The organism is Ancrocorticia populi (assembly GCF_003123745.1).
In the GTDB taxonomy this organism is placed as follows: Bacteria; Actinomycetota; Actinomycetes; order Actinomycetales; family Actinomycetaceae; genus Ancrocorticia; species Ancrocorticia populi.
Genome location: NZ_QETB01000001.1, coordinates 335,625 through 361,313 on the forward strand (window position 1 = coordinate 335,625; position 25,689 = coordinate 361,313).

Annotated in this window: 24 protein-coding genes, 1 tRNA gene and 1 other RNA gene; 20 read left to right on the plus strand and 6 right to left on the minus strand. The window is 58.7% G+C overall.

What is annotated here, in order from left to right:
- Positions 1-23: 23 nt before the first annotated feature.
- The 5 genes from DD236_RS01565 (at position 24) to DD236_RS01585 (ending at position 4,905) form a co-directional block, all read left to right on the plus strand.
- Positions 24-1,049, plus strand: a complete 1,026-nt coding sequence (locus tag DD236_RS01565; protein ID WP_109092619.1) for an AAA family ATPase — start codon at positions 24-26, stop codon at positions 1,047-1,049.
- Positions 1,050-1,239: 190 nt separating this feature from the next.
- Complete coding sequence (locus DD236_RS01570) at positions 1,240-2,229, plus strand: ABC transporter substrate-binding protein (RefSeq protein WP_109092620.1); 990 nt, start codon at positions 1,240-1,242, stop codon at positions 2,227-2,229.
- 70 nt (positions 2,230-2,299) lie between these two features.
- Positions 2,300-3,247, plus strand: coding sequence for an ABC transporter permease (locus DD236_RS01575; protein WP_109092621.1), 948 nt, complete (start codon positions 2,300-2,302; stop codon positions 3,245-3,247).
- Positions 3,247-4,038, plus strand: coding sequence for an ABC transporter ATP-binding protein (locus tag DD236_RS01580; protein ID WP_109092622.1), 792 nt, complete (start codon positions 3,247-3,249; stop codon positions 4,036-4,038). The genes DD236_RS01575 and DD236_RS01580 overlap by 1 nt, the downstream gene beginning before the upstream one ends.
- 129 nt (positions 4,039-4,167) lie before the next feature.
- Positions 4,168-4,905, plus strand: a complete 738-nt coding sequence (locus DD236_RS01585) for a phosphoglyceromutase (protein ID WP_109092623.1) — start codon at positions 4,168-4,170, stop codon at positions 4,903-4,905.
- Positions 4,906-5,222: 317 nt separating this feature from the next.
- Here DD236_RS01585 and phoU read toward each other — a convergent pair whose 3' ends face one another.
- Complete coding sequence (phoU, locus tag DD236_RS01590) at positions 5,223-5,906, minus strand: phosphate signaling complex protein PhoU (RefSeq protein WP_109092624.1); 684 nt, start codon at positions 5,904-5,906, stop codon at positions 5,223-5,225.
- A gap of 163 nt (positions 5,907-6,069) precedes the next feature.
- Between phoU and DD236_RS01595 the strand changes: the two genes are divergently transcribed.
- The 5 genes from DD236_RS01595 to ispF all read left to right on the plus strand — a co-directional run bounded on the left by DD236_RS01595 (position 6,070) and on the right by ispF (position 9,803).
- Positions 6,070-7,257 (plus strand): sensor histidine kinase, encoded by a 1,188-nt coding sequence (locus DD236_RS01595; RefSeq protein ID WP_109092625.1) that lies wholly within the window; start codon positions 6,070-6,072, stop codon positions 7,255-7,257.
- Between the two features lie 10 nt (positions 7,258-7,267).
- A complete protein-coding gene (locus DD236_RS01600; RefSeq protein ID WP_109092626.1) occupies positions 7,268-7,963 on the plus strand; it encodes a response regulator transcription factor in 696 nt (231 codons plus the stop codon).
- 128 nt (positions 7,964-8,091) lie between these two features.
- Complete coding sequence (locus tag DD236_RS01605) at positions 8,092-8,607, plus strand: CarD family transcriptional regulator (protein WP_109092627.1); 516 nt, start codon at positions 8,092-8,094, stop codon at positions 8,605-8,607.
- A gap of 9 nt (positions 8,608-8,616) precedes the next feature.
- A complete protein-coding gene (ispD, locus tag DD236_RS01610) occupies positions 8,617-9,324 on the plus strand; it encodes a 2-C-methyl-D-erythritol 4-phosphate cytidylyltransferase (RefSeq protein WP_109092628.1) in 708 nt (235 codons plus the stop codon).
- 2 nt (positions 9,325-9,326) lie between these two features.
- Positions 9,327-9,803, plus strand: a complete 477-nt coding sequence (gene ispF, locus DD236_RS01615; protein WP_109092629.1) for a 2-C-methyl-D-erythritol 2,4-cyclodiphosphate synthase — start codon at positions 9,327-9,329, stop codon at positions 9,801-9,803.
- A gap of 111 nt (positions 9,804-9,914) precedes the next feature.
- Here the strand turns inward: ispF and DD236_RS01620 are convergent, their stop codons facing one another.
- Positions 9,915-11,273 carry an MFS transporter gene (locus tag DD236_RS01620; protein WP_109092630.1) on the minus strand — a complete coding sequence of 453 codons (1,359 nt, stop codon included), beginning with the start codon at positions 11,271-11,273 and terminating at the stop codon, positions 9,915-9,917.
- A 52-nt stretch (positions 11,274-11,325) separates the two neighbouring features.
- On the opposite strand from DD236_RS01620, the gene cysS reads away from it, so the two are divergent.
- The 4 genes from cysS to DD236_RS01640 all read left to right on the plus strand — a co-directional run bounded on the left by cysS (position 11,326) and on the right by DD236_RS01640 (position 16,756).
- Positions 11,326-12,759, plus strand: a complete 1,434-nt coding sequence (gene cysS, locus DD236_RS01625; RefSeq protein WP_109092631.1) for a cysteine--tRNA ligase — start codon at positions 11,326-11,328, stop codon at positions 12,757-12,759.
- The gene (rlmB, locus tag DD236_RS01630; protein WP_109092632.1) at positions 12,759-13,730 is read left to right on the plus strand and encodes a 23S rRNA (guanosine(2251)-2'-O)-methyltransferase RlmB; all 972 of its coding nucleotides are present in this window, start codon (positions 12,759-12,761) and stop codon (positions 13,728-13,730) included. The genes cysS and rlmB overlap by 1 nt, the downstream gene beginning before the upstream one ends.
- An 8-nt stretch (positions 13,731-13,738) precedes the next feature.
- Positions 13,739-15,052, plus strand: a complete 1,314-nt coding sequence (locus DD236_RS01635; RefSeq protein ID WP_109092633.1) for a hypothetical protein — start codon at positions 13,739-13,741, stop codon at positions 15,050-15,052.
- Between the two features lie 258 nt (positions 15,053-15,310).
- The gene (locus DD236_RS01640; protein WP_109092634.1) at positions 15,311-16,756 is read left to right on the plus strand and encodes a uracil-xanthine permease family protein; all 1,446 of its coding nucleotides are present in this window, start codon (positions 15,311-15,313) and stop codon (positions 16,754-16,756) included.
- 135 nt (positions 16,757-16,891) lie between these two features.
- On the opposite strand, the gene DD236_RS01645 is transcribed toward DD236_RS01640, so the two are convergent.
- Both DD236_RS01645 and ffs read right to left on the minus strand, forming a co-directional pair.
- Positions 16,892-17,494: a LytR C-terminal domain-containing protein gene (locus tag DD236_RS01645; protein ID WP_165819793.1), complete on the minus strand. Its 603-nt coding sequence runs from the start codon at positions 17,492-17,494 to the stop codon at positions 16,892-16,894.
- Positions 17,495-17,553: 59 nt separating this feature from the next.
- Positions 17,554-17,650: signal recognition particle sRNA small type (ffs, locus tag DD236_RS01650), an RNA gene on the minus strand.
- A gap of 115 nt (positions 17,651-17,765) precedes the next feature.
- On the opposite strand from ffs, the gene DD236_RS01655 reads away from it, so the two are divergent.
- The 6 genes from DD236_RS01655 (at position 17,766) to DD236_RS01680 (ending at position 23,773) form a co-directional block, all read left to right on the plus strand.
- Positions 17,766-18,326: a YbaK/EbsC family protein gene (locus tag DD236_RS01655; protein ID WP_109092636.1), complete on the plus strand. Its 561-nt coding sequence runs from the start codon at positions 17,766-17,768 to the stop codon at positions 18,324-18,326.
- A 76-nt stretch (positions 18,327-18,402) separates the two neighbouring features.
- Positions 18,403-18,490 (plus strand) — tRNA-Ser (locus tag DD236_RS01660).
- A 130-nt stretch (positions 18,491-18,620) separates the two neighbouring features.
- Positions 18,621-19,937 (plus strand): ISL3 family transposase, encoded by a 1,317-nt coding sequence (locus DD236_RS01665; RefSeq protein ID WP_165819794.1) that lies wholly within the window; start codon positions 18,621-18,623, stop codon positions 19,935-19,937.
- Between the two features lie 337 nt (positions 19,938-20,274).
- A complete protein-coding gene (locus DD236_RS01670; RefSeq protein WP_109092638.1) occupies positions 20,275-21,018 on the plus strand; it encodes a hypothetical protein in 744 nt (247 codons plus the stop codon).
- A gap of 371 nt (positions 21,019-21,389) precedes the next feature.
- On the plus strand, positions 21,390-22,541 hold the full coding sequence (locus DD236_RS01675) for a DUF819 family protein (RefSeq protein ID WP_109092639.1): 1,152 nt from the start codon (positions 21,390-21,392) through the stop codon (positions 22,539-22,541).
- A gap of 86 nt (positions 22,542-22,627) precedes the next feature.
- Positions 22,628-23,773 (plus strand): dipeptide epimerase, encoded by a 1,146-nt coding sequence (locus DD236_RS01680; RefSeq protein WP_109092640.1) that lies wholly within the window; start codon positions 22,628-22,630, stop codon positions 23,771-23,773.
- Positions 23,774-23,783: 10 nt separating this feature from the next.
- Here DD236_RS01680 and DD236_RS01685 read toward each other — a convergent pair whose 3' ends face one another.
- Positions 23,784-24,323: an ASCH domain-containing protein gene (locus DD236_RS01685; protein ID WP_207785651.1), complete on the minus strand. Its 540-nt coding sequence runs from the start codon at positions 24,321-24,323 to the stop codon at positions 23,784-23,786.
- Positions 24,324-24,337: 14 nt separating this feature from the next.
- Entirely contained in the window at positions 24,338-25,654 is a 1,317-nt protein-coding gene (locus DD236_RS01690; protein ID WP_109092641.1) for a ClC family H(+)/Cl(-) exchange transporter, read from the minus strand.
- Positions 25,655-25,689: the final 35 nt, after the last annotated feature.

The following is a 25,689-nucleotide window of genomic DNA, read 5'->3' on the forward strand; positions in this document are numbered from 1 at the left end:
CGCGAGTTTCAAGGAGGTCCGTGATGGATTTTGGGCCCGATGTTTCCACTTATGAGGGCAAGCGAGTGGGGCTATTCGGTGACTACTTCTATCCGCTCCATCGCGGCCACCTCACCCAGATTGATGAGGCCGCCACGCGCGTTGACGTGTTGTTTGTGGCCGTTTTTGCGAACGATCCCCACGAGCAGTCACTGATCGCAGGAACCGAGTTCGCCCAGTTGAGCCCCCGGCTCCGCGAACGATGGCTCTCCGAGCTTTTCGCCGCACGCCCGAATATTCGGGTGCTCACCGCTCCTGTTGGCTCCGATCACACGGCGAGCTTCCACGAACTGGCGCTCCGCTGTCACCACATCGACGAGGTGTTCGTCCAAGACGATGAAACTGCAGCCGAGATGGAGACCGCCCTGCCCGGTACCGCACGCGTCACGCTGCCTCCCAATACCCCGGACGCCGCTACGATCCGCCGCGAAGGCACCAGTGCTCACTGGGAAGCCCTGCCCCGGCCGGTCCAGCTTCATTACACGAAACGGGTCGCGTTTTGCGGCTGGGAAAGCTCCGGAAAGTCTTTCACCGCCGAACACATCGCCCGCGTGCTCGCCACCACCTGTGTCCCCGAGTACGGCCGCGAATACTACGAGCAATTGGGTGGCTACGAGGACATCGCCGAAAGTCAGGACGCCTTGAACACCGCTTCCGGCCAGCTCCATTCCCTTGAGCGGGCTGTAGGTAACCGGATTCTGTGCGTGGATACGGACTTGATATATACCCAGTTTTATCATCTGAAGGATTTTGGGTGGATGCATCCCGCGCTTGACGCCCTGGTCCGAGCGAACGCCGAGAAAATCGACGAGTGGATTTTTCTAGAGCCCCGGAACCCTCTCGCTGATGACGGCTCCAGATTTAGGTATAACGACGACGAACGCCAATCCACCTCTAACTCCCTCCAAGAAGTGTACCGGCATTATGGGGTTAACCTGCATGTTGTCGATGAGGCGGATGACGCGAAGCGCTTGCAGGTATGCGAGGAGTTGGTGCGCTCCTTCATGTGAGGGCACGTCGTCGTCGGAAAAACTCCTCAACCACATTTTTCACGCAAACCCGGGTTTTGGATTAGCGGAAGGGTCCAAGGTTTGAAATTGGCATCCCACGTACTGGGATAACTCGTATTATCTGGTTACGCGCCCAAGCGCGGGGGAGGGGACAACACACACGCCTCCCATGAATGGAAGGGATGTACCCGTGAAGAGGACACGTTCTTTGGCAGCGACGCTCGCCTGCGCAGCTCTCGTGCTGACCGCATGCGGATCGTCTGACGATGCCGACACAAGCAATGGCTCAAGCGATGAGTCTTACAACATCGCGGTGACACAGATTGTCACGCACGATTCACTCGATCAGTCGATCGAGGGATTCAAGCAGGCACTCGAAGATGAGGGCCTCGATGTCACATACGACGATCAGAACGCCAACAATGACCAGACGGTTGTTGCTTCGATCTCAGGGACGATCGCCTCGAGCGATACCGATCTGGCACTCGGTGTGGGCACGCCAATGGCTCAGGGACTAGCGCAGTCCATCGCGGACAAGCCGATCCTGTTCACTGCGGTGACCGATCCGGTGGACGCCGGGCTGGTGGATTCCCTTGAGGCACCTGGAGCAAACGTCACTGGAACAACCGATGCGAACCCTGTTGTTGAACAGCTGGAACTCATCAAGCAGATCGTCCCAGATGTGGAGACCGTGGGGGTTATCTACAACTCTGGTGAGGCCAACTCCGCCGTGCAGGTGCAGTGGCTGAAGGACGCTGCTGCCGATCAGGACATTGAGGTAAAGGAAGCGACGCTCTCCAACACCTCCGAGGTGCAGCAGGCTGCCAATTCGCTCGATGTGGATGCCATTTACGTCCCCACCGATAACACCGTGATTTCCGCCTTCGATTCCGTGATCCAGGTGGGCGAATCCAAGTCGATTCCTGTGTTCCCGGCCGAGGGCGATTCTGTTGCCAAGGGCGGGCTTGCCACCTACGGTCTTAACTACTTCGATCTGGGCTACCAGACGGGCGAGATGGCCATCGAGATCCTCGTTAACGGCGCCGATCCTGCCAGCATGGCGGTAGAGACCCAGAAAGAGCCCGTCATTTACCTGAACCTTGGCGCAGCTGAACGCATGGGCGTTGAGCTGCCTCAAGAGGTTATTGACCAGGCCGACGAAGCCAACATCACCGAATAGCTAGGGTTTGACGGATGTCCACAAAGGCCTCCGTCAAAACGCCGCCCTGGCCCAGCACTTAGGACCACACATGATAACTGCCGTTGAACTGGGATTGCTCTACGCCATCATGGCGCTAGGCGTCTATCTGACGTTCCGCATTCTCGAATTTGCGGATCTAACGGTTGACGGCAGTTTTACTACGGGAGCCGCAGTTGCCGCCATTTCCATAGTGAATGGCGTGAATCCCTTCCTTGCAACTGCTGCAGCCTTCGTTGCTGGGCTCGGGGCTGGTGTGATCACCGGTATTCTGCACACCAAGGCGAATATCGATGGGCTACTGGCCGGTATTCTCACGCAGATTGGCCTGTATTCGGTCAACCTGCGGATCATGGGGGCGGCCAACGTTTCACTGCTGCGTAATGACACCTTGTTTTCGGGACTGCGTGCGGACGGTAACCTAGGCGGCGGATCTTGGCTTGGCACCGCCTACTTGGCGCCCGTGGCACTCGTAGTTCTCCTCCTCATGATTTGGTTCCTCAACACCAATCTTGGGTTGGCGATGCGAGCCACCGGCGATAACTCCGAAATGATCCGCTCCTTCGGAGTGTCAACCGACGCCCAGAAGATTCTCGGGCTATCACTCTCCAACGGGCTCGTTGCGCTCTCGGGTGCACTCGTGGCCCAATATCAGGGATTTGCTGATGTTTCGATGGGAATCGGCATCATCGTTGCGGGCCTCGCTTCGGTCATCATTGGTCAGGCGATCTTCGGGCGCCTGACTATCGTGCGTGCCGCTACCGCGGCGGTATTTGGCGCGGTGCTCTACCGCGTTGTTATTCAGCTCGCCCTCATGGCGGGGCTGAACCCGAACGATATGAAGCTGATCTCCGCAATCCTTGTGGTGATCGCACTCGTGGTTCCCCAGATGAAGATCGTGAAGAAAGTGCCTCATCGCTTCACACCCGCCTGGCGGACGGGAAAGTCCGAGGTAGTCCCCGCCGAAGGGGTAGAGCCCGCCGAAGGAGAGGAAGCCTGATGCTCGAACTAACTGGTATCACCAAGACCTTCTTCCCCGGAACGGTCAATGAGCGCAAGGCACTCGTCAACGTTGATCTCAACCTGCGCGAGGGCGATTTCGTCACCGTGATCGGCTCCAATGGCGCCGGCAAGTCCACCCTCCTCAACGTCGTGTCCGGTTCGATCCGTAGTGATAGCGGAACCGTTGTGATCGGCGGCAAGAACGTCACAAAGCTAACCGATTACCAGCGCGCCGCCTATATTGGCAGGGTCTTCCAGAACCCCTCGGCAGGCACCGCGCCGCACATGACCATCGAGGAGAACCTTGCGATGGCCAAGAAGCGCGGCAAGCGCCGCGGGCTCGGATGGTCCGTGAAGAAGTCATTGCGGCAGGAGTTTCGGGACGATCTGGCAACTCTGGAGCAGGGCCTGGAGGACCGGCTCGATGATTGGGTCGGTCTACTTTCGGGCGGCCAGCGCCAGTCCCTTTCCCTCCTCATGGCCACCTTCACCAACCCGCAGATCCTCCTACTGGACGAGCACACGGCCGCCCTCGATCCCCAGCGCGCCGCCTCGGTCACGAAGATCACCGCGGAACTGGTGGAAGCTCAAGGGCTAACCACCCTCATGGTCACCCACAATATGGAGCAGGCCCTCGCCATGGGCAATCGCCTCATCATGATGCATCAAGGCGAAATCATCCTCGACGTTGATGGTATTGAGAAGGCATCGATGACAGTGCCCGATCTCCTCGCCGAGTTCGAGAAGCACCGTGGGGCCGAACTGAGCGATAAGGATCTGCTTCAGTAGCGCGGCAGCGGCGTCGCGTTCGTTGTCTCGTCGTCGTCTTGTCGTAGTCTCGTCGTCGGTAAAAATACCCGTTCTCATAGGACCAACTTCAGTGGCACGGGACCCGGCGGGCGTGGGAGAATAGGGGCCATGACTTACACCCTCGTACTGCTCCGCCACGGCGAGAGCGAATGGAACGCGAAGAACCTCTTCACGGGCTGGGTTGATGTGCCGCTCTCCGAAAAGGGCCGCGCGGAAGCCTCCCACGGAGGTGAGCTTCTCAAGGAAGCTGGCGTGCTACCCGACAAGCTGTACACCTCGATGCTGCGCCGCGCGATCATGACGGCCAACCTCTCGCTGGACGCGGCCGATCGCCACTGGATCCCAGTGGAGCGCAACTGGCGCCTGAACGAGCGCCATTACGGCGCCCTGCAAGGTCTCAACAAGAAGGAGACCCGCGACAAGTACGGCGAAGAGCAGTTCATGGCATGGCGCCGCTCCTATGATGTGCCGCCGCCCGCCATCGAGGCTGGCTCCGAGTACTCGCAGGATACCGATCCCCGCTACGCAGGCGAGCCCATCCCCATGACCGAGTGCCTCAAGGATGTTCTTGAGCGCCTGATGCCCTACTGGAACGACGTGATTGTTCCGGACATCAAGACTGGCAAGACGATTATGATTGCCGCACACGGTAACTCCCTGCGCGCGATCGTCAAGTACCTTGATGACATTTCCGATGATGAAATCGCCGGCGTCAACATCCCTACCGGAATTCCGCTCGTCTACGAGCTGGACGAGGAAACCTTGAAGCCCATCAAGAAGGGTGGCAAGTACCTCGATCCCGAGGCTGAGGCGAAGATCGCCGCCGTTGCCAACCAGGGCAAGTAGGCTGCGAAGCTAGAAAAGCGAAGAAAGGGGAGGCGGGACTTGGTGTCCTGCCTCCCCTTCGTACGTGTTCATGCGTATTGGGCGTATTGGCCCGGTCGAGATTCGGATTTGGGCTCGCGGCTCGGGATGGGGATTAGGATTTGGGGTCAAGGTTGAGACCCTAGATCATGTTGGGTGTCAGGCGGTGGCTCGGGTTTTGTGACGGTGACGTTTCGGGTGTGACGGTGACACTCCGGGTGTGACGGTGAGGTCTACGCCCGGTTCTAGAGGTCGCTGTCAGCACTGAAAGGGCACTCTCACGGGTTGAGGGAGGCATGCTACCCGAGCATCTCCTCCTCGGTTCCGGGCACGGACTCGTGTTCAGTGTTGAGCCCGGTTACGAGGAACACCATGCGCCGGGCAACGGAGACTGCGTGGTCCCCGTATCGCTCCAAGAAGCGCCCGAGCAGCACAACGTCTACCACTTCCTGGCGGGTGAGCGGGTGGTTCTCATCAAGGACAATCTCGAAGGAGCGGCGATGGAAGTTATCCAGAATCTCATCGTTCTCCTCGATTTCTCGGGCCAAACTGAGGTCCTGAGTCTCGACTAGCTTTGCCACCATCTTCCCCACAGAAGCGGCCTCATCGGCCATGGAGATGAGGAGTTCGTAGGTGGGGCCCTCGGCGGCGGTTTGCGGGAACCGTCCTCGGGCAATGTAGGCGACGTGCCGGGCCAGATCCCCCATGCGCTCTAGGGTTGCCGCAAGGCGCATTGCGGACACGACGGTGCGAAGATCGCCGGCTACAGGAGCCTGCCTAGCCAGCAGCGATACCGCCATCTCGTCAACGTTCTGCTCGAGGAAATCGATCTGATGATCGGCGTCAATCACGGATTCGGCTAGAGCAAGGTTGGCGTCTTTCAGTGAGGCCGCCGCGCGTTCCATCGCGGTTGCTGCCTGTTTGGCGAGCATGGCGAGGGTGTCCTCTAGGAGGGACATCTCCTTGCGGAATTCGTGACGCATGGGGCTCCTTAACCTCGGTGGGCACAAAGTGAAGGCGGATGTGCCCAAGCTGCTCTCCTACGTTAACCCAAGCAGGTGAACGGGCGCTTTGACTTCGGTGAACACTCGGAAAAGTTTGGCTTCTACGAGTGGGAGCGCGCGCTCGGGACCGTAAACTGGGTTCATGCCTAATGGAGTGATTCTGTTACTTGCGGCCGGGCTCGGCTTGCTCGTGGGCGCATGGGCCACCGCCGCATTCTTCAATTATGAGCGAAAGCGTGAGCGCGACGTTGTTCTTCCGCCCCTGACCGATGATCAGGTAACAGCCAGCCCGATTCTGGATTCGCTTCCGCAGGATTACATCATCATTGAGAAAAGTGGCAAGGTTTCGAGGGCATCCACACGGGCTTATTCTTACGGGATTGTGAACGATGACGAAGTTATCCGCGCCGAATTCACCCGCCTCATCAACGCTGCTCATTCCGACGGGCTCATCCATGGCCAAGAGATCCGGATGAAGCGTTCCACGCTCACTGAGGATGTGGAATCCCGATTGATTGTACGGTCGGCACCGATGAACGGAGGGCGTGTGCTGGTGCTGTTCGAGGACAGCACAACGAGGTTGAGGCTTGAAGAGGCCAGGAGGGATTTCACGGCAAATGTGTCGCATGAGCTGAAGAGCCCTATTGGGTCCATTTCTCTTCTGTCGGAAACGATCGCTGATAGCGCGGATGATCCGGACGCTGTCCGGCACTTTTCTAGCCAGCTCATGACGGAATCGCGCAGGCTTGGGGTGCTGGTTCAAGAGTTGATCCAGCTGTCTCGGCTTCAAGAGGGGGATGCGTTCCGCACCTCAGAGCTAGTGAGCATCGATGATGTTGTTGCAGAGGCTATGGACCGCGTGTCTGTGGAGGCAGATACGAGGGACGTGACGTTGGTGACCGGAGGAACCCAAGGCTTATATGTATATGGGGATCAGGCGATGCTCACCACTGCTGTACGTAATCTCATCGATAACGCGGTGCGCTACTCGCATCTTCATGGACGTGTTTCAATGGGGATTTCCACGCATGACGGGCTGGTTTCGATCGCTGTAGTTGATCAGGGAGAAGGCATTGCCCCTGATCAGAAGGATCGAGTATTCGAACGCTTCTATCGGGGAGATAAGGCACGCTCGCGCGAGACGGGCGGAAGCGGGCTAGGCTTATCCATTGTGAAGCATGTGGTTGCGGATCATGGTGGGCGGATGAGTTTGTGGAGCACGCCAGGGCAGGGATCAACCTTTACCATCTTGTTGCCCGAGGCAAATCGTCCGCAAGCCGAGGCTCTCGAACAAGAAGCCGTCACTGAGGAACCTGAGACCAACGAGTAAGGATAGACGAATGGCCAAGATTCTTGTGGTGGATGACGAGTTGGTTTTTCGTGACACCTTGGCATTTAATCTCAATCGAGACGGATACGAAGTTATCACAGCTGCTGACGGACTGGCTGCGGTGGAGATAGCATTAGCATCCCATCCGGATCTGGTGTTACTTGACCTCATGCTCCCTGGCATCTCTGGGATCGAGGTGTGCAAGCAGGTCCGTGCATACTCCAATGTCCCGATCATTATGGTGACGGCCAAGGACGATGAAATCGATAAGGTTGTTGGCCTTGAGGTTGGGGCAGACGATTACTTGACGAAGCCGTATTCATACCGGGAACTTGTTGCGCGGATTCGGGCGGTCCTGCGGCGATCCTCCGCCGATCAGGCGGAGGAAGAGGCGGGCGATACTCTGAGCGTTGGTCACATCGTAATGAATACGGGAGCGCACGAAGTGAGCGTGGATGGCCAAGATGTCCAGATGCCGTTGCGTGAGTTCGAGCTACTTGAGCTTTTCATGAATAACCCTGATCGTGTGCTCACTCGTACTCAAATTCTTGATCGCATATGGGGACTGAATTACATCGGGGATACAAAAACGCTTGACGTCCATGTCAAGAGGATCCGCGCAAAGATTGAGTCAGATCCGAGCAATCCGTCTACTCTCGTGACTGTGCGAGGGCTTGGCTACAAGCTCGTTTCCTCGGACGAATAGCGGCGGTTCAGGGTGCGGGCCCCGGGGCCGAACGCCATCTCCGTTGCAGCGGGAAAGTTCTGAGCCTATACCTGCCGTGGTAGAATGTCTATCTGAACACTCATTCGCAACGAAGGAGCCTCAACCGAATGGCTTTCAAAATCGGCGAGACAGTCGTCTACCCGCATCACGGAGCTGCCTACATCGAGGATATTTCAACGAAGAAGATTCGTGGTGAAGAAAAGCTCTATCTCACCCTCCGGGTTATGCAAGGCGACCTCGTGATTCAGGTTCCGGCCGATAAGGTGGAGGACGTAGGCGTTCGGGACGTCTCCAATGATCAGCAGCTTGAGAATGTCTTTGAGGTGCTGCGCGCTGATCACATTGAGGAACCCTCGAATTGGTCACGGCGCTTTAAGGCTAATAGCGAAAAGCTCACCTCCGGCGATGTTATCAAGGTTGCCGAGGTAGTCCGTGATCTCACGCGGCGCGATACCGGCCGTCACCTCTCCGCTGGAGAAAAGCGGATGTTATCGCAGGCCCGTCAGATTCTTGGGTCCGAAGTTGCTCTGGCACGCGACGTTGATGAGGAAAGGGCGCTAGAGTTCCTCGATGAGATCCTCCAAGAGTCCGCTCCTGAAGTGGAAACAACCGAAACTGAGTAAGCTAACGCCATGAGCGTTGCAGCAGTGATAGCGGGTGCCGGAAACGGCACCCGCCTTGGTTTAGATGGGCCGAAGGCCCTCATCAAACTTGCCGGCGAGCCACTTATTGTCCACGCCGTGCGATCCATGGCCGAATCGGGCGTTGTGGACCGTTGCGTCGTGACTGCCCCCACTGAAAGCGTCCAGCTTTTCGAAGAGACTCTCGAGCGGGCTGGTTTTGAAGCGACAGTGGTTGCTGGGGGAACAACGCGTCAGGCATCTGTGGCTGCGGGGCTGGATGCTGCCGGTACGGCCAATTTTGTCCTGATCCATGACGCGGCCCGCGCGCTCACTCCGCCCGGTCTCATTCGCAGGGTGGTGGAAGCCTTAGAGGCCGGCCATGCGGCCGTTGTGCCCGCGCTACCTGTGGTGGATACGATCAAGCTGGTGGGCGAGCGTGCTACGGACGGGACGGAACCCGTCCTTGAAACTTTAGACCGAACCAGCTTGCGGGGTATGCAGACCCCGCAAGGCTTTGATATGGCGGCCGTGCGGGAAGCTCATGTACGGTTCGCGGCGGACGCGGCCGAGGAAGCTAGTTCGGCCCCCGATGATGCCTTCCTTGTTGAGGCGGTGGGCTATCCCGTTGCCCTCGTTGAAGGAAGCGAATTGGCTCTGAAGATCACTCGTCCCCTTGACCTGCGGATCGCTGAGCTTCTAGCGGCAAACGAAGGGTAACCATGGACATTCGAGTGGGCACGGGCGTTGACGTGCATGGCTACAGTGATGATCCTGATCGGACGCTCGCACTCGCGTGCCTGCAGTGGCCCGGGGAGCGGGGTCTTGACGGGCATTCAGACGCCGATGTGGCTACCCATGCGGCCTGTGACGCCGTGCTGATCGCCAGCGGTGTGGGTGATCTGGGTACGGTGTTCGGCACGGATCGGCCAGAGTGGGCCGGAGCGTCTGGGGAGCAGCTGCTTGGTGAGGCCGCGAGGCTGACACGCGAGGCCGGCTGGAGCATCTCGAATATCTCCATCCAGATTATTGGCCAGCGCCCCCGGTTCCTTCCCCGTAAGGCAGAAGCCGAGGCAGCCATGTCCGCCGTGGTTGGCGCGCCAGTGGGCGTGAGTGCTACAACCACCGATCACCTCGGTTTCACGGGTCGAGGTGAGGGCTTGGCGGCGATCGCGACGGCGCTCGTCACCCGCGGTTAACAACCCCTCCCAGAGACAAACCCTCCCCGGGAATTGATGCACTCCCGGTTTTATTTCCCGAGATTTGACGCAGACCCGGTGTGTTTTTTGGAGGGTTGACGCAATCTCGGGTTAAGGGGCGCGCTGGGGCTTCACCGGGATGAACGCCAACAGGCCAACCAACAGAACCAGCACGATGCCGAGGATGCCGAAGTATGCGGCGTCTGCCCGCGAGGTCCCCATGACGTTCGCTGCAATGGTGATGCAGGTGGAGTACATGAATGGTGCAAGGAAGGACACTGCACGGCCAGTGGTGGCGTAGAGCCCGAAGAGTTCGCCCTCCTCGCCGTGGGGCGCGATTCGCGCTAGATAGGTTCGCGAGGCGGATTGGGTTGGCCCCACAAAGACACACAGAATCAGACCAAAGATCCAGAACATAGCTGTTGGCGTGAGCTGAATTGGCCCGAGATCGATCCCCGCATGCGCGAAGAAGATGATGAAGGCAACAACCACCATGGTGGTCAGGGACAAAAGGATGACGGCCCGCGAACCGCTCCGATCATCTAGCCGCCCGAACACGATCGTGGCAATGCCTGCTACTACGTTGGCGGCGATGCCGAAGATGAGCACTTCGTCCGCCTCAAAGCCGAAGGCCGCGGCCGCCAGCACGCCACCAAAGGAGAAGACTCCGGCTAGCCCATCACGGTAGATAGCGGACGAAATGAGGAACCAGACAACGGATCGGTCCGTCCGCCAGAACTGGGCGATGGATCGGAATACCTGACGGTAGGCCTCGATAATCCCGTGCGTTTGGCTTCCAGAGGGTTCGCGATCTTTGCCCTTGATCATGAGGGGGAGGGCAGAGAGGAGGAACCACGCCGCGGAGATCACCATGGAAACTCGGATGTTCGTTCCATCTTCGCTGGTAACACCAAACCAGCCAACGTCTGGCGCAATGAATCCAACGTAGAGGATTGCCAGCAGCACAATGCCGCCAACGTATCCCATACCCCATCCAAAGCCGGAGACACGGCCAACGGTCTCCTTCGTTGAGATGTCTGAGACGGTGGAGTTGTAAACCACCGATCCGGTTTCAAAGATGATGTTGCCGAGCGCAACCAAGATGAGGCCAAGCCACATGTAAGTTCCGCCCCCGTCCGGCTTAACGAAGAACAGGAAGGCCATGATCACAACTACGCCCAGCGTTGCCCATGTCAGAGTGCTGTTTCGCCTACCTGTCCGGTCGGTCCACTGACCCAAGGCAGGAGCAATGATGGCAACAACGATACCCGCGGCCGCAAGTACCCACCCGAGGTAGGAGTTCGCGTCCGGCCCAAAGAGATCCTTGTTCGTCAAATAGGCGGCAAAGACGAAGGTGGTGACTACCGAGTTAAACGCAGCAGATCCCCAGTCCCACATGGCCCATCGCCACACGGCAGGAGAGAGAAAGCCCTGCTTTTTGGGCTGATCGGTGGATGTGTCTGCACTCATGACCCACAGCTTAGCGGGTAATAATGCTGCGCCGGTCCTCAGGCGATAGGCTATGACCGTGAGCCTCACGATTTATGATTCTGCCACTCGGACTCAACGAGAATTCGTTCCCTTAACACCGGGGAAGGTTGGCGTGTACCTGTGTGGCGCCACGGTGCAAGGCGCACCACACATCGGGCATATCCGATCGGCGGTTGCATTCGATGTCCTCGTACGGTGGCTGCGCCGCTCGGGCTATGAGGTCACGATGGTCCGCAACGTGACGGATATTGACGATAAGATCCTTGATAAGTCCGCCGATGCCGGCCAGCCGTGGTGGGCATGGGCCTACACGTATGAGCAGGAGTTCGCCAAGGCGTACCGTACGCTCGGCCTGATTCCGCCCACGTACGAACCTCGCGCCACGGGCCACATTCCGCAGATGATCGAACTGATCCAAGAGATCATCGATGCTGGCCACGCCTATGTGGGCAACCCTGGCAACGTGTACTTTGACGTGACCTCGCTGGACGATTACGGCTCGCTCACCCACCAGAAGGTATCCAACATGGTGGTGGATGAGACGGATATGGAGGCGGATAAGCGTAGCCCCCACGATTTTGCTTTGTGGAAGGCTCCCAAGCCGGGCGAACCGGAGACGGCCGGATGGGATTCCCCATGGGGCAAGGGCCGCCCGGGCTGGCACATTGAGTGCTCCGCAATGTCCGGCCGATACCTCGGCGAAACCTTCGATATTCACGGCGGTGGCATCGATCTCCGCTTCCCGCATCATGAGAATGAGCAGGCACAATCCCATGCCGCCGGCCGCGGCTTCGCCCGCTACTGGATGCACAACGCATGGGTCACGATCGAGGGCGAGAAGATGAGTAAATCGCTCGGAAACTCCCTCACAGTAGAGAACATCGTGAAGAACGTGGATCCCGTAGTTCTCCGCCTAGCGCTCGGAACGGTGCAGTACCGCTCCACGGTGGCCTATTCGCCCGAAACCCTAACTGAGGCCACGGCTGTATGGGAGCGCCTCTCAGGATTCGTGGATCGCGCAGTCGCCGCCACAGGGGAGGTGCCTGCGGAAGAAATAGCTGCCCTCACTTCGGCCGATCTGCCGGAGGCCTTCGTGGCGGCCATGGATGACGATCTCAACGTTTCCGCCGCGCTCGCGGTAATCCATGAGACCGTGACGGAGGGAAATAATGCCCTCGCCGCCCATGACGATATCGCCGCCGCAGATGCCCAGCGCAATGTCCGGGCGATGCTCGATGTTCTGGGCCTCGATCCACTGGCGGCTCCATGGCGCGGCACCGGCGGGTCAGACAAGACCCATGAGGCGCTCGACGCACTGGTCACCCACGTGTTGAATGACCGCGCCGCTGCAAGAGCAGACAAGGACTGGGCCCGTGCTGATGCGCTGCGCGATTCCCTCCAAGCGGCAGGAATTGCCGTGGAAGACTCCGCAGAAGGCGCACATTGGCATTTGGAGGCACGCTGATGGCTGACAATCACACGAGCCGCCCCAAGGGGAAAAAGGGGCCGTCAAAGGGTTCGGGCGGCAAGAATAGGCGCCGCCTCGAGGGTAAGGGCCCTACACCTAAGGCCGAGGACCGTACATACCACCCCGCTTACAAGAAGAAGCAGGAAGCGGATGCGGCAAGGCGCAAGGCAGAAGCCCGCGCCACCAGCCGCGCGCTTCGTCCGGGCCTCCAACTCCCCGAAGGCCACGAACTCATCGCTGGCCGAAACCCAGTAATTGAGGCAGTCCGCTCGGGAATCCCGCTGACCCGAGTGTTCATGATCGGGTCGGCAGTATCCGATGAACGCGTAGGCGAGGTAGTCCGCACGGCAACCGCGCTGGGCGCCCCACTCCTTGAGGTCTCTCGCTCGGAGCTAGACCGGATGACGGATGACGCCGTCCATCAAGGCGTCGCCATCGAAGTGCCGCCTCATGAGTACGCCACGATCGACGATCTCATCGTCCGAGGCAATCAGAAGGAAGCCCCTGGCCTGATCGTCGCGCTCGATTCGGTGACGGACCCTCATAATCTTGGCGCCGTCATGCGTTCGGCCAGCGCCTTTTCCGCGGACGGCATCCTCATCCCCGAACGCCGCTCGGCCGGTGTGAATGTGACGGCGTGGAAGGTGTCCGCTGGCGCGGCGGCCCGCGTCCCGGTTGCACGCGAGACAAATCTTGTCCGCTCCCTCCAGCATCTGAAGAAGGCCGGCTATTTCGTGGTGGGCCTAGATGGCGGAGGCGACACGGAAATCGGTAACCTAACTGTCGCGGATATGCCGCTGGTGCTGGTCACCGGATCGGAAGGTAAGGGCCTGGCCCGCCTCACACGCGAAACCTGTGACGTAGTTGCCTCCATACCCATCGCCCGTGATCTCGAATCGCTGAATGCGGCGGTTGCCACGGGGATCGCGCTCTACCAGATCGATATGCTGCGTAAGGCAGCGGAATAGGAAACATCATGGCTTCATGGCGTCCAGTCCGCGGCGAGATCATTCGCTTCGATCACACGCTTGCCAGCGTGGAGAGCATCGAGAAGTTCTTCGCCGATAACCGGATCATCGCCCGTGGCATTGACGCGGGGGATACCTATGAAGTCGAGTTGGCCGTGACGGGCCGGCGCCGTCGTGTGGCCACGCTGGACGAAGCTGGCGAGGTGGTGGTTCCCGGCCCATCGGTTCCCGATCTCGTGGAGTTGATGGATAAGACCCTGCGCAAGGTACAGATAGATATCGCCGGGGAAGTGGCCTGGGGCAACATTGATCTGGGTGAAGTGGACGTGTCTTGGGACCTCTCAACTCCCAGCCCCGAGCCCGAATCAGCGGATACTCCACCCACTGCTCTCCCTGCCGAAACCGAGCTGGCTCCTGGCGCGGACGAAGAAGGGGTTGAAGGTGCCTTCCCCGATCTGCCCGAGGGCCCGATGCTCCTTCTCTCGGACCTTTCCTTCGCCGAACTCCCCAGATACGCCGCAGCAGTGGGCACTCCAATCGCGGCGTTCGAATCTGGAGAGACCAAGGCGGTGCTTGCCGATTCGCGCATCCCGGGCCGCGGAGCGCTGGATTCGCCCAAGTTCGTCATCTTGCTGTCCACCGATCCCAGTGGCTTAGAATCCCCGGTGCTGGTAATTCGTCAGGACAATCAGAGGTTCGTCTGGGAGTGGGACTATTCCTTCACCGATATGCCGTGGGTTGGTGGCAATGAGATCGCAACGAATTTCGCCCACCAGCAACTGGGCGCGGGCGCGTTCGTTCTCCGCTTCGCGCAGGATCTCCACGATGTGGATGAAGCGGCCGTGCGCGCCGCGCTCACCGGTAACGCCGAGGAAGCGCCGCGTGCTCTGATCCGCGCAATCTCCCTGCCCGAAGAGGTGGCCGATTGCTTGGAGGGCCTGCTAGATGCCCGCCTTGTCCCCGGTTCCGTTGTATTCGAGCCGAAGCCGTTTTCCGAGCGCTTCCAGACCTCGGTTGCCTACGAAGTGTCCGGCAAGGGCCGCGCCACCCCAGAGTTCTGGAGTGTGTTCCGCAAGCTCTACCTGGATCATCCCCACATCATGGAGATCGTCGCTTCCGTCCAGGCTGGCGCCGGATCGGTGGCCGTTGCCGCAGCCGTGAAGAATTGGTCTAAGCCGCGCGGGAAGATCCTCGCTGGAATTGGCGGGGCCCTCATTCTGGACGCTGGTACGCGTATCTTCACTACCCTGTGGGTCCAAGCCGCCCTAGAGTACGAAGGCTTGCGGCCCCGAAACCCGCTTTCTGCCGATACGGCCGAGTAGTTTTTAACGACGACGGATTCGTCACTCTCCCCACACTCAGCCTTGATAGAGAGCTAGCCGCTGATCGGCAATAACTGGCTGCGGCAAGGGAAAAGTGGTTGCGGCGGTAGTTCGTCGTCGTCGGAAAATAACCGAATGCTGGACCAGTAGCGTCCACGTAGTGAACCTAGAGCGTAAACAATGTCGCCCAATTCCTAGGATAGGCCGGGCGCTCGGCGGACCGGGTGACCAAGGCATACACCGGGAGGCACTTCGGTCATGGCATGGAAACTACACGGAGACGGAAAGCATATCGCACCGGGGGAGGTTGTCCAACCGGACGAACGCCTCGCGTGGCCCGCAACAATTGGCATCGGAGCGCAGCATGTGGTTGCAATGTTTGGCGCCACGTTCCTGGTGCCGCTGCTGACGGGATTCAATCCCTCCACCACACTGTTTTTTACGGGTATCGGAACGCTGCTATTTATTGGGATCACCTCCGGCCGGCTACCCAGCTACCTCGGATCGTCCTTCGCACTGATCGCACCAATCGGTGCCGTGACCGGATACACGATGGATTCCGGTGTGCCGATCGATTCGCACAAGATGTCCTTGGCTCAGGGCGGCATCGTTTCCGCCGGACTTGCGCTGGCGATCGTGGGCGTGATCGTTCATTTCGCCGGATCGAAGTGGATCGATAAACTCATGCCACCGGTGGTGACTGGAACGATCGTGGCGCTCATCGGCTTCAACCTAGCGCCGGCCGCGTGGAATAACGTCAAGGCGGCACCGGTCACGGCCATTGCTACCATCGCGGGAGTACTGCTGGTGACCGTCCTATTCAAGGGAATTATCGGGCGGCTTTCCATTCTGTTCGGTGTGCTCTTTGGTTACGGCGTGGCAGTTGTGCGCGGCGAAGTTGATTTTAGTGCGATCTCGAACGCTGGCTGGGTTGGCGTTCCTGAATTCCACGGCCTCGCCTTCGATCCCACGCTGCTGGGCCTGTTCATCCCCGTGGTGCTGGTTCTGATTGCGGAGAACGTGGGGCACGTGAAGTCTGTTTCAGCCATGACGGGGCGTGAACTCGATGATCTCACCGGGCGGGCACTCTTCGCCGATGGCCTCTCCACGATGTTCGCTGGAAGCGGCGGCGGTTCGGGTACCACCACCTACGCTGAGAACATCGGCGTGATGGCGGCAACCAAGGTGTACTCCACCGCGGCCTATATCGTTGCGGCCATCTGTGCGCTCGGCCTATCCATGTTCCCGAAGTTCGGCCAGATCATCGCCACCATTCCCCCGGGAGTTTTGGGCGGTGCGGCAACTATCCTGTACGGCATGATCGGCATGCTAGGGGTGCGCATCTGGGTACAGAACCGCGTGGACTTCTCCGATCCGGTTAACCTCAACACGGCAGCCATTGCCATGGTAATCGCTATTGCGAACTACACCTGGCACTGGGGCGACATGGTGTTCGAGGGCATCGCGCTCGGCTCTTTTGGCGCCATCATCCTGTACCACTTCATGCGCACAGTATCGCGGTGGCGTGGTACCTCGCTCGAATCGGCATCGCCGGCCTCTGCGCCCGCGGGTACCGAAATCGAAGAGCATTCCCTTTCCCGTGAGCACACCTACGGCTGGTGGAAGCGCGTTGGGCGCAAACTCAACGGAACTGATAGCGAGCCGACGGCGGAAGCGCCTGCAGAAGGCACGCCAACCAAGTAGGGCTCAATCTTCGAAATCTTCATATAGACCAGCTGCCCCCTTGCCTGACGGTGAGGGGGCAGCACTGTGTGGATGTGGTTTGACCGACACATTCCATGAACAATGAAAGAAGCGTGGCCCTAGAGGAGGCAGCCGTTAATTATCCGCGGCCTCTTCAAGCGGCGTGCACTCAGGAACGTTCTCGAGCTTGCCCTCAGGGTATTCCTTCGCGACCTGCTTTGTGGTCAGGCGCCCGTCCCAGTCTGCTCCGATCACAACGTCGAGTGTTTCGGTTGTCTGATCCGGACTGAACTGGATCACGGCATCAGGAATGAACTGAGCGAGTGTGTAGGCCGCCTCAACGCCAGCGGAACCTGTACGGATTCGGGCAGGTTCTTGTAGAGACTCCCCGCCCCAGTTATCGGTGTTACTCACAACGATGTCGAGCTTCTCGAGGGAGCCAGCCACCTCGCCAGCGAGGCCTGTACGAGTAGTTGAGTTATAGATGTTCACGTTGATCTTGGCAAGGTCAACTGGGTCCGTGGCGCCTTCCGGGAGGCACGGAGTGATGATTTCGTTGGGATCCGGGGCTTCGGAAAAGTCGCGCTTGAATGGGAAGGGAATGACTCCGGACCAAACAAGCATCGCGAGCAGCAACAACACCGCCATTATCGCCGAAACGGTCCCAAACACAACCGTTTGCCGTTGCTGAATACGCCGGCGATATTCCTCGCGTGCTGTTACGTTGCCATTACTCACAGGATAAACCGTAGCCGAGAGCGAGCAATTCTGCATGGCCCGTGCCAAAATCGCTGCCAATAAGGGACTCCCCACGCACCCGCCAGAGCTCTCATACCCTTGCTGCCTTCCGGCCCTGGGGGAGTTTTGAAAGATGGCGCCACGTGGGGAGCCGAGTGCTAGTCTACGGCACGCTGGGACAGATTCGCCAACTCGTGGATTTCTGTGCCGGGTACTGTCCGCTATTCGCGCATCGTGTGGCAATGCGAGAGACGATCATTAGGGTGGATGTATGGCAGTACAAGGAATGGGAACGGCCCAGTGGGTCAAAGCACTAGATAATTTGGACTTGCTGGCTGAGCCAGTGGCGGCGGCACTCTCCACAATGAGTGAGGTGGCGCCAGAGCTGGCTAATCAGGCAGTTGTTGCCGCAATCGATCCGGAATTCGCGGATACACAGGCCATGACCAATCACTACCAGATGGATCTCTCGCTCTCCTGTAACTGCGTGCTGGTAGCTGGCAAGCGGGCAGGCGAGGAACGAATTGCGGCGGCGGTTGTTCGTGCCACCACGCATGCCGATGTCAACCACGCCATCAAGAAGCTGCTCGATGTTCGGAAAGCCTCGTTCTGGCCACAGGATCGGGCAGTGGAGGCCTCCGGTATGGAATACGGTGGCATTACCCCGGTTGGCGTGCCTGATGATTGGCACCTGTACCTTGATAGCCGTGTGTCCGAAGGCTTCTGTGTGATCGGTTCGGGGCTTCGCAGCTCGAAGCTTGCAGTGCCCGGCGCGCTCCTCGCGGCGCTCCCAGGCGCTGAGGTTGTGGAGGGCTTGGCTACCGAAATCTAACGTGCTGGGCGTCTCACCCGGAGAATTCGCGAACCCATTAGGGCATCGGTTAAGCTAGGTGGGCGCGTTAGCGCAAGGAGGATTCGCCTAGTGGCCTATGGCGCACGCTTGGAAAGCGTGTTGGGTGCAAGCCCTCGGGGGTTCGAATCCCCCATCCTCCGCCATCTCCCCGTAACCCTTGTGGTTGCGGGGTTTTTCATTTTCGCCGCGCTTCAAGCGTTTTCCGCCCGCGACGGAGTGTTAAGGGCTCATGGGATCTTGGTGGGGTGGTGAAGGTGTCTCATACTTTTAGGTGTGATCCAAGAAAAGAATAGAAACACCTTCACCGTTACTGATCCTACTTTGATTCTTCAGGCTCTGGTGAGCTTGAAAGATGTTCGTGTGCTTGATTATTACAGGGACCGCCAGAATGTGTGGCTCCGAGTTGAACAGGTCCTGAAAGGCCCGTCCTGTCCCACATGCAGGACCCGGGCATGGGTCAAAGACCGCCCAGAAGTCTCGTATATCGATTTACCGGTTTACGGTAAATCAATGCGCCTGATCTGGCGTAAGCACCGGTTGACATGCCCCAACCCGGCCTGTGCGGCCACCACGTGGATGAACACGGATCCCAGAATCGCGCCAGTGAAGGGATATCTGACAACCAGAGCCGCGAAATGGGCAACAAAACAAGTCGGGACCGGTCGCACTGTCAAGGAAGTAGCCCACGAGCTGGGCTGTGACTGGCACACCATCAACGATACCGTCACCAGATACGGGGCCGCTTTATTGAAAGCGGATCGTCAACGTGTCAATCGCACATGTGCGATCGGACTGGATGAGACCAGCTTCGTCAGATTGAAACGTCATCACACCAGCTTCGTCACCACCGTGTGTGATGTCGAGAATCATCAGATCATCGATATTGTGCCAAGCCGTAACTATATCGATGTCGCACACTTCCTGACCGATCAACCCAAGCAATGGAAAGAGCGTATCGAGTTTGGGACCCTAGACATGTCGCCTACCTACCGGGCAGTGTTCAACGTGATCCTGCCCAAGGTCACCCAAGTCGTTGATCATTTCCACGTCATCAAACTCGCCAACAACACGTTGGATCAGGTCAGGCGCAGAGTCCAACAAGACCAACTCCACCACCGAGGACGCAAAAACGATCCGTTGTTCAAGATCCGCCGGACCCTACTGGTCGGTCAAGACAAACTATCGGAGAAAACCAGTGAGCGACTCACCTGCCTGCTCACGCTAGGAGATCCCAACGGGGAAGTAGCAATCACCTACCGCATCAAAGAACGCCTACGCGAGTTCTACGATCAAACCAACATGGAAAGCGCGAGAGAACTCTTAGACGAACTCATCACCACCTGCCGGAAAGCCTCCATGCCTGCCGAAGTGCAAAAACTCGGGGCAACACTGAAAACCTGGCACCCCCAGATCCTGGCCTACCACCACGCTCATCACTCCAACGGAATCACCGAAGCAATGAACAACCTCATCAAACGAGTCAAACGCGTCGGCTACGGGTTCCGCAACTTCAACAACTACAGAACCCGAGTCCTGCTCTACGCCGGCAAACCACACTGGCGCACCCTCGACTCCATCACCATCCCATAACCCCACCAAGATCCCATGAGCCGTGTTAAGCCCGTACCCACCACCGCAAGTTGGTGCGGAGGGGGACTCGTCGTCGTCCCCAAAGATCGCATCGAATACCGGGAAAATGCTTGTTTTATTCAGGAAACCAATACAGAGATTTCGTTGCTATAACGCAAGAAAGCGCGGATGAGGGTGTTGGTAGAACCATAGTGTTTTGGCTGTATATTCTGAGGTTAAGTACCTCGGCCGGCCGTATAACAATCCAGTATCGATTGCTTATATAGCCAACAAATCGGTGGCGGATCTCGCTAGGGTCATGCAATGACCCTAGCGAGGTCATGGAAGAGGTAATGCCATGAAGAAGATAGTCAGTTTGGCGGGTGCGGCAGCACTCATTTTCGGTCTCAGCGGCTGTACAGATAGTCAGGCGGATTCATCGGAATCTGACAGTCAGCAAGCTGCGGAGACTACGGACTCATCAACAACCGGCGATACTACCTCGACTGAGCAAGTCGATATTGATACAGCCGAGAAAGCCTGGTTCGAGACAGAAGATGGGGCAGTGGGCGTCATCGAATTTGATGCCGAACCAGAGGGCGAAGCCGCAGAAGTGATCAAGAACGTGCAGGAAGTGCAAGAGCTATCCGGGTACACGGAGCAGCTTGATCCTTCTGCTCCGGTGATGCGGATCACCGTTGATAACCGCGACGGCGATGAGGATTTCGTTACCGAGGGCGTCACGGCATACGACAATGACGAGGAGGCATTCTACGATCTGTTATTGCATAGTGCCGGTTACTACTCGGAAGGGGCACGCGAGCATCTGGACCTCGATAACCCCGAACATGCGGATGCCGACGAGGCTTTGACGGAATCCCTAGAGCAACTGCCTGAGCCGAATACAGCCCAAGGGACAGTCCCTGCCGGAGAGCAGGGCACATACTGGCTCATTGCGGATCAGCCAGACTTATCTGAGGCTTACACCGGTGTTGAGGTACTTTCTGCAGTCTGGGACTCCGACGGAACTGGACAGATGGGAACAGTTCAGGCTCAGCCCATGACCAAGGCCCCCGATGAAGTACTCGACTTAGTCGAGTAACCCGGTCTCCCGAGGAAGCCCCGTAACTGCCATGGTTGCGGGGTTTTTCCTTCCCCAATTTTGTTCCAAGGGTGGTGGCTAGTTTTCCGACGACGACGTCTGCTTACCTACGTGCTTACCACCGCAAGCTGGTGCGCAGGTGAGGATTCGCCGCCATTCCCTAAAAATATGGAGAGATTTTACCGATCGAATTCTGAACCTGTACCATCAGACCCCGAGGCGCCACGCTTGTGACCGCCAAACAACAAACTCAAATATCCACCGGCTGCTTCATTGATGAGATTGCCCTTTTTTGAATGCTTTGCCGCCCAACTGAATCTCGTTCACTGTGGCCTCGTTGCCCCGAGTGACCTAGCCCTTGAGGAGAACTTGTGATAACTGACGGCTTGATGTTGCTTGGCGTGCTAATGGCGTTGGCTTGCCTGCTCATAGTCCTTGAAAAGAACAGCGGCTGGAAAGTCTTCAAGTATGTGCCCGGCATGGTCTTTATGTACCTCGGTTGCGCGCTGCTGAATACAATCGGGGTATTTGGAAACGATGAGGCGGTTCGCGCGCCGGCCTCGGACCTGTCCAAAGTTTTGTTGCCAGCTATGATCTTCCTTTTCCTTTTCGAATGCGATCTTCGCAAGATTTGGCGGCTTGGTCCCAAATTGTTGATGACATTCGCTGTGACCGTGGTTTCGATATTCACCGGCATGGTGCTTGTCTACTTCCTGTTCCAGTCCGTGCTGCAAGATGAGTCGTGGAAGGCCCTGAGCTCGCTACTGGCTTCTTGGACTGGCGGAAGCGCGAACATGGTTGCCGTCCAAGGTATTCTCGAAGCGCCAGATAACATCTTCGGTTATGCCCTTATCACGGATACCACGATGTACTCGCTGTGGCTCATGGTTCTCTTCTCTTCCGTCGGCTTGGCCTCGCGGTTCAATCGCTTCACAAAAGCTGATACCTCGCACCTTGACCTCACCGATGTCATCGAGGAGGATGACGAACGCCCCATCACTGCTAGTTCCCTTGCCGTGACCGTGTTTGGCTCGCTCTTCGTTGCGATTGTGGCCAAGTGGGTAGGCGACCACCTCCCGGAACTCGGCGATGTTGTCAATGCCACCACGTGGACCATCCTCATCGTCTCTGTGCTTGGCCTTGTCGTAGCGGTCACGCCGTTGAGCAGGACCGCGGGTGCCCGGCAAGTCGGATCGCTGATGCTCTACATGGTGATTGGTAACATCGCATCTGGTTCCGATTTCTCGGCCATTACACAAGCCCCGCTCTATCTGTTGGTTGGCGGCCTAGTGTTACTCTTCCACGCGTTGATCATGATTGGCTATGCCAAGCTCACCAAGACGGACCTGTTTACGATCGCGGTGGCGTCCGCATCGAACGTGGGTGGCTTGGCCTCTGCTCCGGCCGTTGCCGGGTCATTTAGCCAGCAGCTCATCCCAGTAGGTGTTCTTTTCGCTCTGCTCGGTTCGTTCCTAGGCACATTCGTTGGGTTGGCCGGTGCACAAGTGATGGGTGCCTTCTAGCCGTACCACCATTTCGTGCGGGATCATCGGCCCCTTGAGGCAGAATCACGTCGGGAGTATTAGAAGGTAGGAGAACGGAGAATACGATGGCGGAGACTCCAACACACACATTAAGAATCAAACAGGTTCGGTGCCACACGCATCAGGCGCCGCTGCTCCGGCCGTTCGTGACGGCAGCCCGCCGCACGGTGGCTGTCGAGTACGTGGTGGCCGAGGTGGAGCTAGCCGACGGCGTGGTGGGCCAAGGATCCGCTGCCGAGACAGTCGCCGTGACGGGTGAATCCGCCGCAACCATCCGTGAATCGATTTCTGGGCCCCTGCGCGAGGTGCTCGAAGGAGCTTCGGGAACGCTGGAGGAGCTTTCGGCAAGGATTTCGGGTGCACTTGAGGGTGCCACCAGCGCCAAGTCTGCGGTTGATGTGGCCCTGTTTGATGCACTGGGACGCAGCACGGGAGAGCCCCTCGTGAGCCTGCTGGGCGGTGGGAGTGGCGCGGCTGGGGAACTCGGCTCGATGGTCAATGACATGACTGTGTCACTAGAATCCCCGAAAACCATGGCGATCCATGCGCGCGAGGCAGCGGAAGCTGGCTATCACATCCTGAAGATCAAGCTGGGCCGGGATATCGATGAGGACCGGCGCAGGCTAGAGGCCGTGCTCGATGCCGTTCCGCATGCTCGCTTGCGCTTGGACGCGAATCAGGGCTGGGACGTGGCCGGAGCCGTTTCGATGATCCAGGGTCTGGAATCGGCTGGCCTCCCCGTGGACCTCGTGGAACAGCCGGTGGCAGCCGCTGATATAGCCGGGCTGGCCGAGGTGCGGCGGAATGTCTCAACGCCGATCATGGCGGACGAATCCATCTGGTCGGCCGCCGATGCGCAGCGGATTATCGACCTTGAAGGAGCAGATCTCCTCAACATCAAGCTCGCGAAGACGGGCGGCCTCCTCGAGGCACTACGCATCGCCAACATTGCTGAAGCAGCGGGTCTTGAATGTATGGTCGGCTCGATGATGGAGCCTCGTATCTCGATCTCCGCGGCGGCTCAACTTGCTATAGCCCATCCCGCGGTCACGATGATTGATCTGGATGCACCGGAGTGGTTCACCTCGGATCTTCCGGCGGGCGGATTTGAGCAGCGCGGCGGTGTCCTTCAGCTACTGGGAGGTCACGGCCTAGGACTCGACATTCTGTCCCCAGATCAAGATTCGAGCGCGGACCCCACCGGCAACTAGCACGAGGCGCCTAGTGTGAATAGAGCACCTCGAAGTACTCGGTGAGCACCTGACCGTCGGGATCAAATGCGATGCCCAGCTCCTCGCATTCCCGGCGGAAGAACGCATCGTGCTCCGCCTTCCACTGCGCGAAGGTGCCTTCGCCCTCCGCCATCGCGATCTCTGGGCCAGCTTCTTGGAAGGCCACCGTAGTGACTTTCCTGGTGCGGGCCAGCACGTGAGGTGTGCCAGAGCCGTCGCAGATGATGGAAAGCTCGCCAACTTCAGGAAGGGGTGCATCCTCTGCTTGGTAGGAAGCAACCCAAGAGGAGGTTGCGCGCTTCGTGCCGTCCATGACCAGTTTGCAGAGGCGATCGGCCTCTTCGGACGAGTCCCCGAGCGAGTAGGCGGAGGGCCGGAGCGCCGAGACGCTATCTAGGCCAACGATCACCTCGAGGGGATTGATTTTGGCTACGTTTTTCGCGCGCGTCCAGAAGGCCTCCAGTAGGGCGTCTTCAGGTTCGATTAATTGCGACGACGAATTCTTTTCCGGCATCCCGTTCTCAGACATAAATGCAACCCTACCTAGCGTTGGCGCCTGCGCTCCAACAAGGCGTCGTAAATAGGCGGAACGCGTAAAGCGTCCGCTACGAAGATGGCGATGATAACCGCGGTGGCAATGGGCAGCAGGTGACTGAGGCTACCGGTCATCTCGGCGGTGAGGAGGATCGAGGTCAGAGGAGTGCGGACGGTTGCTGCGAGTAGTCCAGCCATCCCGCACACGGCCAAAGCTGCTTGGTAGCCTTCGGGCAGGCCCAGATTTTGTAGGGCCAGAGCGTAGGCGGAGCCCGTGAGTGTGCCAATGGCTAGGATTGGCATGAAGATTCCACCAGGAACGCCCGATCCGAAGCTGACGGCCGTGAAGACTACTTTCACGAGCAGGATTATGAGGACGGCCCCAATGCTCGTAGCGCCGAATTCTGCCCAGTCGATTGCCTTTTCGCCGCCACCAAGCGCCAAAGGAAAGAACAGGCCGCACGGCAGCGCAAGCGCCAGAGCAACGAACAGGGGAGCGGGTCCCGGCAGATGCTGGAGCATCTGAGATCCGAGAAGGATCTGATTAAAGAGGGCACCCACCAGACCGGCAATGATGCCGAGCGGGACCACCGCCCACAACAAACTGATCGGGATCGTCTCAACGGTACCGAACTGGAGGACCGGCTCCGAGCCGAAGGCCAGTCCTGCGATCACGTCAGCGGCAAGTGCTCCGGTGGCGGCAGAGGCGATGACGAGCGGCGAGAAGCTTCGGTGAAGCCCCTCAATCCCGAACATCAATCCAGACACAGGTGCGTTGAACGCTGCGGAGAGCCCCGCGGCCGCACCGCTTGTCATCAGGTGGCGTTCCTCCTCCGACGTGGCGCGCAGTGGGCGCTTGAGAAGCTCGGCGGAAGCCGCTCCAATGTGAATGGAAGGGCCTTCCCTTCCGAGCGAGAGTCCAAAGAGCGCGGCGGCCCCAGCCCCGGTGAATCGTGCTGCTAGAACCCGTAGCGGGCGCATCGGGGGATCGCCCTGTAGTAGCCCCTTGACCTGAGGGATTCCCGAGCCCGAGGCATCGGGGGAGAAGCGGATTGCGGCCCAGATGAGGGCGGACGCCGCGAGCGCAGCCACGAAGAACAGTGCAATGGCAATCGCGTGATCGCCGATGAACGCGTATGCCCAGCGTGCGAACTCGGTAGCCTTTCCGATCATGAACCGGTAGCCGCATGTGATGGTGCCAGCGAGAAGTCCCGCAAGAATGCCATTTCGGGCCACGCGCCAGCGCCGCGATCCAAAGAGATGAGAGATGCGAGCCGTCATTGCGTTGAAGGGCTCGGAGTTCTCGGAGGTGTTCTGATCAGACATAGACCGGTTCCGGTGGGTTATTGGTTTTCGATGCT

Bases quoted from the DNA above. Each gene is read 5' to 3' on its own strand.
- ispF (WP_109092629.1), top strand. From the start codon at position 9,327: ATGGACATTCGAGTGGGCACGGGCGTTGACGTGCATGGCTACAGTGAT.
- ispD (WP_109092628.1), top strand. From the start codon at position 8,617: ATGAGCGTTGCAGCAGTGATAGCGGGTGCCGGAAACGGCACCCGCCTT.
- DD236_RS01580 (WP_109092622.1), top strand. From the start codon at position 3,247: ATGCTCGAACTAACTGGTATCACCAAGACCTTCTTCCCCGGAACGGTC.
- cysS (WP_109092631.1), top strand. From the start codon at position 11,326: ATGACCGTGAGCCTCACGATTTATGATTCTGCCACTCGGACTCAACGA.
- DD236_RS01595 (WP_109092625.1), top strand. From the start codon at position 6,070: ATGCCTAATGGAGTGATTCTGTTACTTGCGGCCGGGCTCGGCTTGCTC.
- DD236_RS01685 (WP_207785651.1), bottom strand. From the start codon at position 24,323: ATGTCTGAGAACGGGATGCCGGAAAAGAATTCGTCGTCGCAATTAATC.
- DD236_RS01670 (WP_109092638.1), top strand. From the start codon at position 20,275: ATGAAGAAGATAGTCAGTTTGGCGGGTGCGGCAGCACTCATTTTCGGT.
- DD236_RS01635 (WP_109092633.1), top strand. From the start codon at position 13,739: ATGGCTTCATGGCGTCCAGTCCGCGGCGAGATCATTCGCTTCGATCAC.
- DD236_RS01680 (WP_109092640.1), top strand. From the start codon at position 22,628: ATGGCGGAGACTCCAACACACACATTAAGAATCAAACAGGTTCGGTGC.
- DD236_RS01585 (WP_109092623.1), top strand. From the start codon at position 4,168: ATGACTTACACCCTCGTACTGCTCCGCCACGGCGAGAGCGAATGGAAC.
- DD236_RS01620 (WP_109092630.1), bottom strand. From the start codon at position 11,273: ATGAGTGCAGACACATCCACCGATCAGCCCAAAAAGCAGGGCTTTCTC.
- DD236_RS01655 (WP_109092636.1), top strand. From the start codon at position 17,766: ATGGCAGTACAAGGAATGGGAACGGCCCAGTGGGTCAAAGCACTAGAT.
- DD236_RS01690 (WP_109092641.1), bottom strand. From the start codon at position 25,654: ATGTCTGATCAGAACACCTCCGAGAACTCCGAGCCCTTCAACGCAATG.
- rlmB (WP_109092632.1), top strand. From the start codon at position 12,759: ATGGCTGACAATCACACGAGCCGCCCCAAGGGGAAAAAGGGGCCGTCA.
- DD236_RS01640 (WP_109092634.1), top strand. From the start codon at position 15,311: ATGGCATGGAAACTACACGGAGACGGAAAGCATATCGCACCGGGGGAG.
- phoU (WP_109092624.1), bottom strand. From the start codon at position 5,906: ATGCGTCACGAATTCCGCAAGGAGATGTCCCTCCTAGAGGACACCCTC.
- DD236_RS01565 (WP_109092619.1), top strand. From the start codon at position 24: ATGGATTTTGGGCCCGATGTTTCCACTTATGAGGGCAAGCGAGTGGGG.
- DD236_RS01605 (WP_109092627.1), top strand. From the start codon at position 8,092: ATGGCTTTCAAAATCGGCGAGACAGTCGTCTACCCGCATCACGGAGCT.
- DD236_RS01600 (WP_109092626.1), top strand. From the start codon at position 7,268: ATGGCCAAGATTCTTGTGGTGGATGACGAGTTGGTTTTTCGTGACACC.
- DD236_RS01575 (WP_109092621.1), top strand. From the start codon at position 2,300: ATGATAACTGCCGTTGAACTGGGATTGCTCTACGCCATCATGGCGCTA.